At 72.0% G+C, this 14,302-nt stretch carries 12 protein-coding genes; 9 read left to right on the forward strand and 3 right to left on the reverse strand.

Going from position 1 to position 14,302, the window contains the following annotated elements; genetic code table 11:
* The first annotated feature begins 57 nt into the window (after window positions 1-57).
* Window positions 58-1,128: a trypsin-like peptidase domain-containing protein gene (locus ABZ906_RS15385; RefSeq protein ID WP_361382143.1), complete on the forward strand. Its 1,071-nt coding sequence runs from the start codon at window positions 58-60 to the stop codon at window positions 1,126-1,128.
* A 77-nt stretch (window positions 1,129-1,205) separates the two neighbouring features.
* Here ABZ906_RS15385 and ABZ906_RS15390 read toward each other — a convergent pair whose 3' ends face one another.
* A complete protein-coding gene (locus ABZ906_RS15390; protein WP_361382146.1) occupies window positions 1,206-1,427 on the reverse strand; it encodes a hypothetical protein in 222 nt (73 codons plus the stop codon).
* 90 nt (window positions 1,428-1,517) lie between these two features.
* Between ABZ906_RS15390 and ABZ906_RS15395 the strand changes: the two genes are divergently transcribed.
* Window positions 1,518-2,717 carry a bifunctional adenosylcobinamide kinase/adenosylcobinamide-phosphate guanylyltransferase gene (locus ABZ906_RS15395; RefSeq protein ID WP_361198981.1) on the forward strand — a complete coding sequence of 400 codons (1,200 nt, stop codon included), beginning with the start codon at window positions 1,518-1,520 and terminating at the stop codon, window positions 2,715-2,717.
* 9 nt (window positions 2,718-2,726) lie between these two features.
* Here the strand turns inward: ABZ906_RS15395 and ABZ906_RS15400 are convergent, their stop codons facing one another.
* Window positions 2,727-3,521, reverse strand: coding sequence for a class I SAM-dependent methyltransferase (locus tag ABZ906_RS15400; RefSeq protein WP_361382149.1), 795 nt, complete (start codon window positions 3,519-3,521; stop codon window positions 2,727-2,729).
* A gap of 175 nt (window positions 3,522-3,696) precedes the next feature.
* Between ABZ906_RS15400 and cobT the strand changes: the two genes are divergently transcribed.
* From cobT to ABZ906_RS15415, 3 genes are all read left to right on the forward strand, one after another.
* Window positions 3,697-4,809: a nicotinate-nucleotide--dimethylbenzimidazole phosphoribosyltransferase gene (gene cobT, locus ABZ906_RS15405; RefSeq protein ID WP_361382152.1), complete on the forward strand. Its 1,113-nt coding sequence runs from the start codon at window positions 3,697-3,699 to the stop codon at window positions 4,807-4,809.
* A gap of 93 nt (window positions 4,810-4,902) precedes the next feature.
* Window positions 4,903-6,684: a phosphatidylglycerol lysyltransferase domain-containing protein gene (locus ABZ906_RS15410; RefSeq protein ID WP_361382155.1), complete on the forward strand. Its 1,782-nt coding sequence runs from the start codon at window positions 4,903-4,905 to the stop codon at window positions 6,682-6,684.
* Complete coding sequence (locus tag ABZ906_RS15415) at window positions 6,681-7,403, forward strand: hypothetical protein (protein WP_361382158.1); 723 nt, start codon at window positions 6,681-6,683, stop codon at window positions 7,401-7,403. The genes ABZ906_RS15410 and ABZ906_RS15415 overlap by 4 nt, the downstream gene beginning before the upstream one ends.
* Here the strand turns inward: ABZ906_RS15415 and ABZ906_RS15420 are convergent.
* Complete coding sequence (locus ABZ906_RS15420; protein WP_361382161.1) at window positions 7,349-8,107, reverse strand: hypothetical protein; 759 nt, start codon at window positions 8,105-8,107, stop codon at window positions 7,349-7,351. The genes ABZ906_RS15415 and ABZ906_RS15420 overlap by 55 nt on opposite strands.
* Before the next feature lie 80 nt (window positions 8,108-8,187).
* Here ABZ906_RS15420 and ABZ906_RS15425 point away from each other — a divergent pair, with 80 nt between their 5' ends.
* The 4 genes from ABZ906_RS15425 to sucB all read left to right on the forward strand — a co-directional run bounded on the left by ABZ906_RS15425 (window position 8,188) and on the right by sucB (window position 14,232).
* The gene (locus ABZ906_RS15425) at window positions 8,188-8,970 is read left to right on the forward strand and encodes an adenosylcobinamide-GDP ribazoletransferase (RefSeq protein ID WP_361382164.1); all 783 of its coding nucleotides are present in this window, start codon (window positions 8,188-8,190) and stop codon (window positions 8,968-8,970) included.
* Between the two features lie 191 nt (window positions 8,971-9,161).
* On the forward strand, window positions 9,162-10,691 hold the full coding sequence (locus ABZ906_RS15430) for a leucyl aminopeptidase (protein WP_361198960.1): 1,530 nt from the start codon (window positions 9,162-9,164) through the stop codon (window positions 10,689-10,691).
* A 314-nt stretch (window positions 10,692-11,005) separates the two neighbouring features.
* On the forward strand, window positions 11,006-12,394 hold the full coding sequence (gene lpdA / locus ABZ906_RS15435; protein ID WP_361382167.1) for a dihydrolipoyl dehydrogenase: 1,389 nt from the start codon (window positions 11,006-11,008) through the stop codon (window positions 12,392-12,394).
* Window positions 12,395-12,453: 59 nt separating this feature from the next.
* A complete protein-coding gene (sucB, locus tag ABZ906_RS15440; RefSeq protein ID WP_361382170.1) occupies window positions 12,454-14,232 on the forward strand; it encodes a 2-oxoglutarate dehydrogenase, E2 component, dihydrolipoamide succinyltransferase in 1,779 nt (592 codons plus the stop codon).
* The last annotated feature ends 70 nt before the right edge of the window (window positions 14,233-14,302 follow it).

A 14,302-nucleotide genomic window follows, 5' to 3' on the forward strand; every position in this document is an offset into this window, starting at 1 on the left:
CACCCGATTGCCCTGCATCTCAGGGCGACGTATGGGGGCGAACGTGACACTCGGGACATGAACGTCTCGCGTACCCGTAACGTCACCGCCGCCGCTGTCGTCGCCGCCGGGCTGCTGCTCGGCGGCTGCTCCGCATCCGGTTCTGGTTCCGGTTCCGGTTCCGGGGAATCCGGTGGGTCCACCACTCAAGCCGCGCCCAAGGCGGACAGCGGTCTGCAGGACGACTATCAGCAGGTCATCAAGGACGTCCTGCCGTCGGTCGTCCAGATCGACGCCTCCGAGAGCCTCGGCTCCGGCGTCGTCTACGACGACAAGGGCCACATCGTCACCAACGCCCACGTCGTGGGCAAGGAGCGCACCTTCAAGGTCACGACGGCCACCGGTGAGCAGGCCCTGACCGCGAAGCTCGTCAGCTCCTACCCCGAGCAGGATCTCGCCGTCATCAAGCTCGACAATCCGCCGGACGGGCTCAAGGCGGCGAAGTTCGCGGACTCCACGAAGGCCGAGGTCGGGCAGATCGTGCTCGCCATGGGGTCGCCGCTCGGTCTGTCCTCCAGCGTCACGCAGGGCATCATCTCCGCCACCGGCAGGACCGTCAGCGAGCCCCGCTCGGAGGGCTCCCCCGGCGCCACCATCGCGAACATGGTGCAGACGTCCGCCGCGATCAACCCCGGCAACAGCGGCGGCGCCCTCGTCACCCTCGACAGCGAGGTCATCGGCATTCCGACGCTCGCCGCGTCCGACCCCCAGATGGGCGACAGCGCGGCGCCCGGCATCGGGTTCGCCATCCCGTCGTCGATGGTGAAGACGGTCGCCGACCAGATCATCAAGGACGGCAGCGTCACCGACTCGGGCCGGGCCGCCCTCGGCATCACGGGACGCACGGTCCTCGGCGAGGACTACAAGCCCGCGGGCGTCGCCGTCGTCGAGGCGCAGAAGGACGGCGCGGCGGCCAAGGCGGGCATGGAGGCCGGCGACATCATCACCAAGCTGGGCGATACCGAGATCACCACGATCACCTCGCTCTCCGAGGTCCTTGCCGGGGAGAAGCCGGGCGACAAGGCAGAGGTGACGTACACCAGGGACGGCTCCGACAAGACCGCCGATCTCACCCTGGGCGAGATGTAGCGGGAAGAGCGACGGGAACGGCGTGAGGGGCGGCCGCTGATGCGGCCGCCCCTCACGCGTTCACGTCCGGGCGTCACTCATCCCTGCGCCGCGTCCTCCGCGTGCAGGCTCATCGGTCCGTAGATCTTGTTCGTGTCCTCGAAGAGCGACACCTGGTCGGCGCCGCCCTCGGCGAGCTCTTTCCAGAACTCGCCGACCCAGGACTCCGCGTCTCCCTGAGTGGTGAACTCTTCGGGCGTCAGAGCGGGCTGGACCTCCGTCCCGTCCGCCTTCTCGAACCGCCACGTCCATGCCGCCATGCCAGCCTCCAGATGGTCCGACAGCTGTGTGAAGCCGCTTGAAGCCTAGCCGGGCGAGCGGCGCTCGCGGCGACGCGGGAGGATCTTCCTGTGGAACTGACTCTGCTCGGCACCGGCGCTCCCGAGGGCCTGCCCCGCTCCGACTGCCCCTGCGCGGCCTGCGCGACCGCGCTCGGCGGCGCCGCGCGCGCCGCCACCGCGCTCCTGGTGGACGGCATCCTGCTGCTCGACCTCACGCCTGGTGCCGCCTTCGCGGCCGCCCGCGCCGGGCACTCGCTCGGCGGCGTACGGCAGGTTCTGCTCTCCCATCCGCACGACGGGCCCTCGGTGGAGGTGCCCGCAGGGCTCCCGCAGCCCGGCCGGGTGCCCGACGGGCGCGAGCTCGCGCTGCTCACCGGGCACCGGGTGCGCGCGGTGGCGATGGACCATCCGGGCACGGGATACGAGGTGACGGGCCCCGACGGCGAGCGGCTGCTCTATCTGCCGCCGCAGGGCGCGCCGGCCGGGGTGCCGGACGGGCATCCGGCGTACGAGATGGTCGTCGCGGACGTGATCGGGCGCCCCGACGGGCTCGCGCGGCTGCGGGCGGCGGGCGCGATCGGGGCGACCACGGACGTCGTCGCCGTCCATCTGGACCATGACGTGCCGCCGGGCGCGGAGCTGACCCGCAGACTCGCGGCCGCCGGTGCGCGGGCCGTGCCGGACGGGACGACGCTGGTGGTCGGCGCCTACGAGGACGTACCGGACGTGCCGCGCCGCACCCTGGTGCTGGGCGGCGCGAGGTCCGGGAAGTCGGTGGAGGCCGAGCGGCGTCTGGAAGCCTTCCCCGAGGTCCTCTACGTGGCCACCGGCGGGACCAGGAACGGCGACTCGGAGTGGGCGGACCGGGTGAGCGCCCACCGTGACCGGCGGCCCGCGTCGTGGAGCACCACCGAGACCTGCGACCTCGTGCCGCTGCTCGCCGACGACGGTCCTCCCCTGCTCGTGGACTGCCTGTCGCTGTGGCTGACGTACGCCATGGACGAGGTGAACGCGTGGGACGACGCCGAATGGGCGGGCGGGGGCGAGCGGGCGCTGCGCAAGCGGGTCGCCGAGCTCACGGACGCGGTGCGCGCGACCCGGCGCACGGTCGTCGCCGTGTCGAACGAGGTCGGCTCCGGCATCGTCCCCGCGACCGCGTCGGGCCGCCGCTACCGCGATGAACTGGGCCGTCTGAACGCGGCGTTCGCGGCGGAGTGCGAGCACGTCCTGATGGTCGTCGCGGGTCAGGCGCTCACCCTGCGGGGCTGACCCGGCCCCTCACTTCTTGGGGCCCCTGCGGGCGATGACCCGGTAGGCGTTGGAGAACCGGGTGCGGCTGACCAGCGGGGCGAGGAGGCGGTCGACCAGGGCCGCGGCGGCCAGCAGCGGGGCCGCGACGCGGGCCGTGGCGCGCATGCGGCCGAGGGCGAGGGCCAGGCCCGCGGCCAGGTCGAACGGGATGTGCGGCTCGCGCCGCTCGGTCGCCACGACGGTGTAGCCGAGGCTTTCGAGATCGCGCCGGAGCGCGGAGAGCGGGATGTCGTGGTGGGGGCCCGGCAGCGGCTGGTGAGGGCCTGGCCGCGGGTGGTGGGGCCCCGGTCGGAGCCATCCCTTGCCGAGGAGTCTGGCGTACCGGCTCTGCGGGACGGGGACCTCGATCATGAGATGGCCGCCGGGCCGCAACACCGTGCGGGCGGCGATGAGTTCGATGCGCGGGTCCTCGCTGCGCTCCAGGTAGTGGAACATGCTCAGCACGTCGTAGCGCCCCGCGAGCCCCGTCGCCAGGTCGGCGAGGAGCCCGACATGCGCCTCCTCCACGCGCCCGGCCCTGCGCCCCTCCTCCACGCGCCCGGTCGGGTCGAGCCCGTCGAAGGCGGTGTACGGGTGCACCTCCCGCGCGACGGCGGGGAAGTGGCCGTGCCCGGTGTCGATGTCCAGCCAGCTCTCGGGCTCGCCGAACGGGGCCATCGCCCGGGCCCGTGCCCGGTGGCGGCGGACGGAGTACGGCACGGCGAAGACCTTCTCGGCCCGGGCGGCGGCGGCCCGTGCGGTGTGCGTGGGCGTGACGGGCATGGACGTAACGGGCTCCTCGGTTCGCACGTAAGGGAACATAAACGTACGTAACGGGCGGTCGGCACCGGCGCAACGACACCGTGGAGATGGCCCGCTCCGCGGTGTCGCGCACGCCCGGACGCCTGCTGCCGGGCCGTCTGATCCGGGGCCGGACCCTGCCGGTACTGTTCGGCGAATGAGCTCGCTGAATCTCGACGACTTCACCGACCTGATCGAGCGGCCCGACGGCGGGGTGCGCCGCGACGCCGAGGAGCGCAGGGAGCGGCAGAGCGTGCCGCCCGGAGCGCTCGGCCGCCTGGACGAACTGGGCGAGTGGCTGTCCGCGGCCCAGTCCTCGGTGCCGGTCAAGCCGATCGAGCGACCGCGCGTCATCCTCTTCGCGGGTGACCACGGGGTCGCGCAGCTCGACGTGTCCGCGCGGCCCGCGGGCGGCGCGGCGGACCTCGTCCGTGCCGTGCTCTCCGGAGAGAGCCCCGTGGCCGTTCTCGGGCGCCGCCTCGACGTGCCCGTCCGGGTCGTCGACGTGGCCCTGGACTGCGACGCGGCCGACCTTCCCGCGGAGGTGGCGGGGCACCGGGTGCGGCGCGGCTCGGGGCGCACCGACATCGAGGACGCGCTGACGGCCGAGGAGGCCGAGGCCGCGGTGCGCGCCGGGATGGCCGTCGCCGACGAGGAGGCCGACTCCGGGACCGACCTGGTCGTGCTCGGTGACGTGAGCGTCGGCGGGACGACGCCCGCGGCGACGCTGGTCGCCGCGCTGTGCGGGACCGACGCGTCCGTGGTGACCGGCCGCGGCGGTGCCCCGATCGACGACCTCGCGTGGATGCGCAAGTGCGCGGCGGTCCGCGATTCGCTGCGACGGGCGCGGCCCGTACTCGGAGACCAGCTGGAGCTGCTCGCGGCGGTGGGCGGGGCGGACATCGCCGCCATGACCGGGTTCCTGCTGCAGAGCGCCGTGCGGCGTACGCCGGTCATCCTGGACGGCGTCGTGGCGTCGGCGGCGGCACTCGTGGCCCAGCGGGTCGCCTTCCGGGCGCCGGACTGGTGGCTCGCGGGGCACAGCAGCGGGGAGCCCGCGCAGGCCAAGGCACTGGACCGGATGGCTCTCGACCCCGTGCTCGAACAGGGCGTGCAGGTGGGCGAGGGGGTCGGCGGGCTTCTCGCGCTGCCGCTGGTACGGGCCGCCGCGGCGCTCTCCGCGGAGCTGCCCGAGCGGAAGGCCGAGCCGGAGGCGGACGCCGGGACGGACACCGGGACGGAGCCGGATACGCAGACCGAGGCCGAGTAGCAGCAGAGGGCGGCGCGGCCCGCTCGTATCCGAAGGCGGCGCGACCCGCTCACGTCCAAGGGCTGCCCGGTATGGCCCATATGATCCCTTTTCATGGGAGATGAGCAATCTGCTGCCGCCGGGCGCCGACGCGATCTGCGCAGGCGGCGGCTCGCCGCGGCCTTCAGCGTCTGGTACCTCCGCGCCGTCACCTTCATCAACTTCCTGAGCGCGGTCTGGGTCTCCCTGGGGCAGGACCTGCGGCGGCACAACACCGAGAACTACTTCACGCCGTACATGCTCACCGCGGGCTTCGCGTCCGGCGCGTTCACGATGTTCCTGGCGATCACGATGCGCCGCCGCAAACGCGCCGCCTGGATTCTCAACCTCGTACTGAGCGGGCTCTTCCTGCTCCTCTTCGCCTTCGCGATGGTCTTCCCGGAGATTCGCCGGTACGCGCAGAACTGGATCTCGCTGGCCCTGACCGCCGCCTTCGTCGCCTCGCTGCTCGTCGGGCGGCGGGAGTTCTACGCCAAGGGCGACCGCTCCAACCCGAAGCTGGCCGCGGCGGTCGCCGTCGGCGGTCTCCTGGTGACCTCGCTGATCGCCGCGTTCCTGGTCGGCGTCACCAACCGGGCGCACGACGACTACCGTTCGACCTTCCTCGACCGCTGGCGCTACGGCCTGATGCGCCTGGTCTCGCTGGCCGCCGACGACGAGCGCTTCGAGGGCATCGCCACGCCCGGCTGGGTCAACGTCACCATCAACGTGCTCAGCACGCTGCTCCTGCTCGCCGTCCTGTACGCGGCCTTCCGCTCGCGCAAGGCGGTCGACCCGCTCACCGAGGAGGACGAGCACAAGCTGCACGCGCTGCTCGACAAGTACGGGGAGCGCGACTCGCTCGGCTACTTCGCGCTGCGGCGCGAGAAGAGCGTCGTCTGGTCGCCGAGCGGCAAGGCGGCGGTCGCCTACCGGGTCATCGGGGGTGTCTCCCTGGCCTCCGGTGATCCCATCGGGGATCCGGAGGCCTGGCCGGGCGCCATCGAGCCCTGGCTGGCCGACGCACGCGAACACGGCTGGCTCCCGGCCGTGATGGGCGCCAGCGAGGAGGCGGGCACGATCTACGCCCGGCACGGCCTCGACGCGCTCGAACTGGGCGACGAAGCGATCGTCGAGACCGGAGAGTTCACCCTGGAGGGGCGGGCCATGCGGACGGTCCGCCAGGCGTACAACCGGGTCAAGCGGGCCGGTTACGAGGTGCGGATCCGCCGCCACGAGGACATCCCGGCCGACGAGATGGCGTACCTCCTTGAGCGCGCCGACGACTGGCGTGACGGGGCGACCGAGCGCGGCTTCTCCATGGCGCTCGGACGGCTCGGCGATCCGGCGGACGGGCGGTGCGTGATGCTCGAATGCAGGGACAGCAGCGCGGGGGAAGGGGCGGGCGAGTTGAAGGCGGTGCTCTCCTTCGTGCCCTGGGGGCCGAACGGGCTCTCGCTCGACCTGATGCGGCGCGACCGCGACGCCGAGAACGGCCTGATGGAGTTCATGGTCATCGAACTGCTCCAGCGCGCCGCCGAGATCAAGATCACGCAGGTCTCGCTCAACTTCGCGATGTTCAGGTCGGTCTTCGAACGTGGCTCGCGGCTCGGCGCGGGCCCGGTCCTGCGGCTGTGGCGCTCGCTGCTCACCTTCTTCTCCAAGTGGTGGCAGATCGAGTCGCTGTACCGCGCCAACGCGAAGTACCGCCCGATCTGGGAGCCCCGCTTCCTGCTCTTCGAGAAGAGCGGCGACCTGCCGCGCATCGGCATCGCGTCGGCCCGCGCGGAGGGCTTCCTGGAAGCGCCGGGCCTGCCCAAGTGGGCGCACCGCAAGCACCTGGAGTCCCGACGATGAGTTCCCCGGCGAGTCCCCCGGCCGCGGGCCGCAGCCCGGCCCGTCTGGCGCGTGCCGAGTGGGGACCGCTGTACGCCGCCGTACGGAACGGCATCGCCGAGCGGCGGTGGCGGGCCGCGCCCATGGCCCTGACCGCCGTCTGCCTCACCGCCCTGCTCCAGTTCACGCAGAACCAGCCGTGGGGCTATCAGTTCGTGCAGAACATCGGCTCCGTACGGGCCGAGGACCCGCTCTGGCTCGCCCTGCTCCGCACCCCGCTCTCGCTCTTCGTGCCCGCCCTCGACCTGCCCGTCTGGGGCGCCCTCGCGCAGATGCTGCTGGTGTTCGGCATCGCGGAGATCTGCATCGGCTGGTGGCGCACGCTCGTCATCGGCTACGCCGCCACCCTCGCGGGCACGCTCTACGCGCGCGTGGGCATCGAATGGGGTCCCGGCGGCCCGCTGGGGCTTCCCGCGTCGGACGCGCAGGTCGTCGACACCGGCCCGTCCGCCGCGGTGGTCGGGCTCGCGGTCTATGTGTGCTGGCGCTATCGGGCGTGGTTCACGGCGGGGCTCGTGATCGTGCTGATGGTCGTCGAGGTGATCGTCAAGAACAATCTCGCGGGCCGGGAACATCTGGCGGCGATCGCGGCGGCCCTGGTGCTCTGCGCCTGCTCGGCGGTGCTTCAGCGGCGCGGGCGCGCCAGTTCCGGGTCGGGTTTGCCGCCGATCCAGTCCTGAACCCTGCGGTGCGGTCCGGCCCAGCGGCGGTCGTGGCGGAAGACGCGCAGGCCCGCACGGGCGCGGGCGCGGGGCCGGTTGCGGTAGAAGCGCCTGGCCCATGCCGACCCCGGCCGGGCGAGGCGGATCGCGCCCACAAGGGCGACCAGCGGGACCACGATGCCGATCAGGGCCGTACGGAGCTTGCCCTTGACCAGGGCGATCAGGGCGAAGCAGCAGTTGACGGCGATGTTCAGGGCGAAGCCCGCGCGGTTGCTCCGCTCCTCGGGCGTCAGGTCGTTCACCCCGAACGGCGTGAAGCCGGTGAGCACGAGGACCACCAGGGCCGCGGTCAGCATCACGACCTCGACGCTCTTGCGGCCGCGCTCGCTCCAGTAGACGTCGTCGAGGTAGAGGATCAGCGCGAACTCGTCCAGTACGAGACCGGCGCCGATGCCGAAGAACACCGCCGCGAACATCGAGGCGAGGCTGTGCCGGCCGGCCGCGACCGCCCAGAATCCGCCCACGAGCATGAGGAAGACGCCGGGCACGACGTGGTGGATATGAACGTCACCCGAACTGATGTTCCGGAAGGGGCCTTTCCCCGCACGGATGAGGCGCGTGATGGTCCTCGTGACGAGAAAGGTCCCCACGAAGGCGAGCAGGGCCAGGAGAAGCGGCAGCTTCCCCGGCTCCACGATGTTCCGGTACCACCAGTCGGCCATGGGCCCATCCTGGGCCGGTGATCCGCTTGCCGCACGCCCGGCCCGACCGGCCGGGGGGCGGACCCAGGTAGCCTTCCGCGGTGCCCCGAACCTCCCCCGCCGACGGACTCCGCTTCGCCTTCGGCACCCTCACCGCCCTCCCCGTCAAGGTCACCAAGTGGGACCGCGAAGCCGCCCGCGCGGGCATGCTCGGTGCTCCCCTGCCGGGGCTGGTGGTGGGCCTCTGCGCGGCCGCACTCGGCGGCGCGCTCATGGCACTGGGCGCAGGGCCGCTCCTGGCCGCCACGGCGACCGCCGCGACCCCCGCCGTCCTCACCCGCGGCCTCCACCTCGACGGCCTCGCCGACACCGCCGACGGCCTCGGCAGCGCCAAGCCCGCCGACCAGGCCCTGCGCATCATGAAGCAGTCCGACGTAGGCCCCTTCGGCGTCATCACCCTGCTCTTCACGCTGCTCGCCCAGGTGGCCGTCCTCTTCCAGCTGTACGAGACCTCGTGGACCCGGGGCGCACTCGCCGCGGCGGTCTCGGCGACCGCCGCCCGCCTCGCGCTCACCCTGGCCGCCCGCACGGGCATCCCCCCGGCCCGTCCGGAGGGGCTCGGCGCGGCGGTGGCCGGAACGGTTCCCCGGGGCGCCGCCCTGCTAGTGACGGCGCTCGTCACCGCGGCGGCCGGGCTCGCCGCCCTGCCGTTCGGGGCGTACGGGGTCCTGCAGCACGCGGCGTCCGTGGTCCTCGCGGTGTGCGCCGCCGAACTCCTCCTGCGGCACTGCGTCCGCCGCTTCGGGGGCATCACCGGCGATGTCTTCGGCGCGCTCGCGGAGACCGCGGCCACCGCGGCCCTAGTGGTTCTGGCCCTCGGCTGAAACTCATGGGCCCGCCATCGTGAAACATAAAAACGCCGCCACGAACGGATGAATCCACGCCGACACGATCGAACGGGCGCGACGCGCGTAGGCTCATGTCCGGCGCCCTTTCGGCCCGTTCTAGGCTGGCGCCGGGCCGGGTCGACCCACCCCATCGGCCAAGAACTCAACGGAAGCGAGAATTCACCACCGTGACTGCTCTGACTCTCAGCACTGCCGCAGCGTCCGGCCTGCGTGCCGACGCGATCGTCGTCGGCGTCGCGAAGGGCGCCAAGGGGCCGGTCGTCGCTCCGGGCGCCGAAGCCGTGGACAAGGCGTACGACGGCAAGCTCGCCTCCGTCCTGGAGACCCTCGGCGCCACCGGCGGCGAGGGCGAGGTGACCAAGCTGCCCGCGCCGTCGGGCTTCAAGGCCCCGGTCGTCGTCGCGGTCGGTCTCGGCACGGTGCCGGAGAAGGACGAGACGTACGGCACCGACGCCCTGCGCCGCGCCGCCGGTACCGCCGCGCGTGCCCTGTCCGGTTCGAAGAAGGCCGCGTTCGCGCTGCCCGCCGAGGACGCCGACGACACCGGCGCGATCGCCGAGGGCGCGCTGCTCGGCGCGTACTCCTTCGACGCCTACAAGGAAAACGGTTCCTCAAAGGGCAAGGGCAAGGACGCCAAGGGGCCGCTCGCCGAGATCGCCCTGCTCGGCGGCAAGCCCCGCGACAAGGCGTACAAGGCCGCCGTCGAGCGCGCCACCGCCGTGGCCGAGGAGCTCAACCGCGCCCGCGACCTGATCAACACCCCGCCGAACGACCTGAACCCCGAGGCCTTCGCCGCCGTCGCGTCCGCGGCCGGCAAGGAGCACGGCATCAAGGTCCAGATCCTGGACGAGAAGGCGCTCACCAAGGGCGGCTACGGCGGCATCCTCGGCGTCGGCGTCGGCTCGGAGGCCCCGCCGCGCCTGGTGAAGCTCTCGTACACCTCGTCCAAGGCGAAGAAGCACCTCGCCTTCGTCGGCAAGGGCATCACGTACGACTCGGGCGGCATCTCGCTCAAGCCCGCCGGTCACAACGAGACGATGAAGTGCGACATGGCCGGTGCCGCGGCCGTCTTCGCCGCCGTCGTCTCCGCCGCGCGCCTGGGCCTCGAAGTGAACGTCACCGGCTGGCTGGCGCTCGCCGAGAACATGCCGTCCGGCTCCGCGACCCGCCCCGGCGACGTCCTGCGGATGTACAGCGGCAAGACCGTCGAGGTCCTGAACACGGACGCCGAGGGCCGTCTGGTCCTGGCCGACGCGATCGCCAAGGCCTCCGAGGACAAGCCCGACGCGATCGTCGACGTGGCCACCCTGACCGGCGCGATGATGATGGCGCTCGGCAGCCGCACCTTCGGCATCATGGCCAACGACGACGCCTTCCGCGCCGCGATCCACGACGCCTCCGAGGAGGCGGGCGAGCCCTCCTGGCCGATGCCGCTCCCCGAGCACCTGCGCAAGGGCATGGACTCCCCCACCGCCGACATCGCCAACATGGGCGAGCGCATGGGCGGCGGTCTGGTGGCCGGTCTCTTCCTGAAGGAGTTCGTCGGCGAGGGCATCACCTGGGCGCACCTGGACATCGCGGGTCCCGCCTTCAACGAGGGCGGCCCCTTCGGCTACACGCCCAAGGGCGGCACCGGCACCGCGGTCCGTACCCTGGTCCGCCTGGCCGAGCGCACGGCCGCGGGCGACCTCGGCTGACCTGCTGATCTCTCGTACGCGGGCCGGGGCCCGGACACCCAGATGTCCGGGCCCCGGGCTGCTTCCGGCCGATTTCGCCCTCGACGAAATCCGTACGTTCATACGCCTGAGTAACGCCCGGACGTGGCGAATCAGACGTCTCACAGCCCGGCCCGCCGTCCCACCTCCCGCCGACAAGTGCGAAGATGGGTTCTCGGCAGGACAGGGCCCCCACCACAGGGCCGAAACAAGAGCGGCCGAATACCAGCCGACCGACCGGTCGTCCCACGGGAAGAGCGGTCCGGCGTACGGCGCACATGCATGGAGGACGTGACGTGGCGAACGACGCCAGCACCGTTTTCGACCTAGTGATCCTCGGCGGCGGTAGCGGCGGTTACGCCGCGGCACTGCGCGCGTCGCAGCTGGGCCTGGACGTCGCCCTGATCGAGAAGGGCAAGGTCGGCGGCACCTGCCTGCACAACGGCTGCATCCCCACGAAGGCGCTGCTGCACGCCGGCGAGGTCGCCGACCAGGCACGCGAAGCCGACCAGTTCGGCGTGAAGGCCACCTTCGAGGGCATCGACATGGCGGCCGTCCACAAGTACAAGGACGACGTGATCTCGGGCCTCTACAAGGGCCTGCAGGGACTCATCGCCTCGCGCAAGGTGACGTACATCGAGGGCGAGGGCAAGCTTTCGTCCCCGACCTCCGTGGACGTGAACGGCCAGCGCGTCCAGGGCCGCCACGTGCTCCTCGCGACCGGCTCCGTGCCGAAGTCGCTGCCGGGCCTGGAGATCGACGGCAACCGCATCATCTCCTCGGACCACGCCCTGACCCTGGACCGCGTGCCGAAGTCCGCGATCATCCTGGGCGGCGGCGTCATCGGCGTCGAGTTCGCCTCGGCGTGGAAGTCCTTCGGGGCCGAGGTGACCGTCGTCGAGGGCCTCAAGCACCTCGTGCCCGTCGAGGACGAGAACTCCTCGAAGCTTCTTGAGCGCGCGTTCCGCAAGCGCGGCATCAAGTTCAACCTCGGCACCTTCTTCGAGAAGGCCGAGTACACGCAGGACGGCGTCCGCGTGACCCTTGCCGACGGCAAGACCTTCGACGCCGAGGTGCTGCTCGTCGCCATCGGCCGCGGCCCGGTCTCCCAGGGCCTCGGCTACGAGGAGCAGGGCGTCGCGATGGACCGCGGCTTCGTCCTCGTCGACGAGTACATGCAGACCAACGTCCCGACCGTCTCGGCCGTGGGCGACCTGGTGCCGACCCTCCAGCTCGCGCACGTCGGCTTCGCCGAGGGCATCCTGGTGGCGGAGCGCCTGGCCGGTCTCAAGACCGTCCCGATCGACTACGACGGCGTGCCGAAGGTGACGTACTGCCACCCCGAGGTCGCCTCCGTGGGCATCACCGAGGCCAAGGCCAAGGAGATCTACGGCGCGGACAAGGTCGTCGCCCTCAAGTACAGCCTGGCGGGCAACGGCAAGAGCAAGATCCTCAAGACCGCGGGCGAGATCAAGCTCGTCCAGGTCAAGGACGGTGCCGTGGTCGGCGTCCACATGGTCGGCGACCGCATGGGCGAGCAGGTCGGCGAAGCCCAGCTGATCTACAACTGGGAAGCGCTGCCGGCCGAGGTCGCCCAGCTCATCCACGCCCACCCGACGCAGAACGAGGCGATGGGCGAGGCTCACCTGGCCCTCGCGGGCAAGCCTCTCCACTCCCACGACTGACCCTCAGTTTCGGGCGCGACGACACAGACTTCCGCAATTCGTAAGGAGCAACTGAAACCATGGCGGTTTCCGTATCCCTTCCGGCGCTCGGCGAGAGCGTCACCGAGGGCACTGTCACCCGTTGGCTGAAGGCCGAGGGCGAGCGCGTCGAGGCCGACGAGCCGTTGCTCGAGGTCTCGACCGACAAGGTCGACACCGAGATCCCCTCCCCTGCCGCGGGCATCCTGGCCTCCATCAAGGTCGCCGAGGACGAGACGGTCGAGGTCGGCGCAGAGCTTGCCGTCATCGACGACGGCAGCGGCGCCCCCGCGGCCGAGTCCGCCCCGGCCGCCGAGCCCGCGCAGGCCGAGGCTCCGGCCCCGGCCGCCGAGGCCCCCGCCGCTCCGGCTCCCGCCGCCGAGGCCCCGGCCGCTCCGGCCGCCCCGGCCGGTGGCTCCGCCGAGGGCACCGACGTCACGCTGCCCGCACTGGGCGAGTCGGTCACCGAGGGCACCGTCACCCGTTGGCTGAAGGAGGTCGGCGAGGAGGTCGCGGAGGACGAGCCCCTGCTCGAGGTCTCCACGGACAAGGTCGACACCGAGATCCCCTCCCCGGCCGCGGGCGTCCTGCTCGAGATCGTCGTGGGCGAGGACGAGACCGCTGAGGTCGGCGCCAAGCTCGCCGTCATCGGCGCCGCCGGTGCCGCTCCGGCCGCTGCCGCGCCGGCTGCCCCGGCCGCTCCGGCCGCCGAGAAGCCCGCCCCGGCCGCCCCCGCGGCTCCGGCTCCCGAGCCCGCCGCCCCGGCCGCGCCCGCCGCTGCCGCTCCGGCTCCGGCTCAGCCCGCGGCTCCGGCTGCTCCGGCTCCGGCCCCGGCCGCTGCTCCGGCGCAGGCGCCCGCCGCGCCCGCCGCCCCGGCCCAGTCCTCCCCGGCCGACGACGGCGCGTACGTCACGCCGCTGGTCCGCAAGCTGGCCAACGAGCACGGCGTGAGCCTCTCGGACGTCAAGGGCACCGGCGTCGGCGGCCGCATCCGCAAGCAGGACGTCATCGCCGCCGCCGAGGCCAAGAAGTCCGCGGCCCCGGCTCCGGCCGCCGCCCCGGCCGCTTCGAAGGCCCCGTCCATCGAGGCGTCCCCGCTGCGCGGCCAGACGGTCAAGATGACCCGCATGCGCAAGGTCATCGGCGACAACATGATGAAGGCGCTGCACTCGCAGGCCCAGCTGACCTCGGTCGTCGAGGTCGACATCACGAAGCTGATGAAGCTGCGCGCCAAGGCGAAGGACGCGTTCGCGGCCCGTGAGGGCGTCAAGCTCTCCCCGATGCCGTTCTTCGTCAAGGCCGCCGCCCAGGCGCTGAAGGCCCACCCGGTCGTCAACGCCCGGATCAACGACGACGAGGGCACCATCACGTACTTCGACTCGGAGAACATCGGCATCGCCGTTGACGCCGAGAAGGGTCTGATGACGCCGGTCATCAAGGGTGCGGGCGACCTGAACATCGCCGGTATCTCCAAGAAGACCGCCGAGCTCGCCGGCAAGGCCCGCGGCGGTGGCCTCACCCCGGACGACATGTCCGGCGCCACCTTCACGGTCTCCAACACCGGTTCGCGCGGTGCCCTGTTCGACACGGTCATCGTGCCGCCGAACCAGGCCGCCATCCTCGGCATCGGTGCCACGGTCAAGCGTCCGGTCGTCATCAACCACCCGGACCTCGGCGAGACCATCGCGGTCCGTGACATGACGTACCTCTCGCTCTCCTACGACCACCGTCTGGTGGACGGCGCGGACGCCGCCCGTTACCTGACCACGGTCAAGGCGATCCTGGAGGCCGGCGAGTTCGAGGTCGAGCTCGGCCTGTAGTCCTACGGCCTGCGGTTCTGCGGAGCCAGGGCTGTAAGACTCGTCTCATCAGCGCGTACGCCCCCGTTCG

The organism is Streptomyces sp. NPDC046925, from assembly GCF_040644915.1.
In the GTDB taxonomy this organism is placed as follows: domain Bacteria; phylum Actinomycetota; class Actinomycetes; order Streptomycetales; family Streptomycetaceae; genus Streptomyces.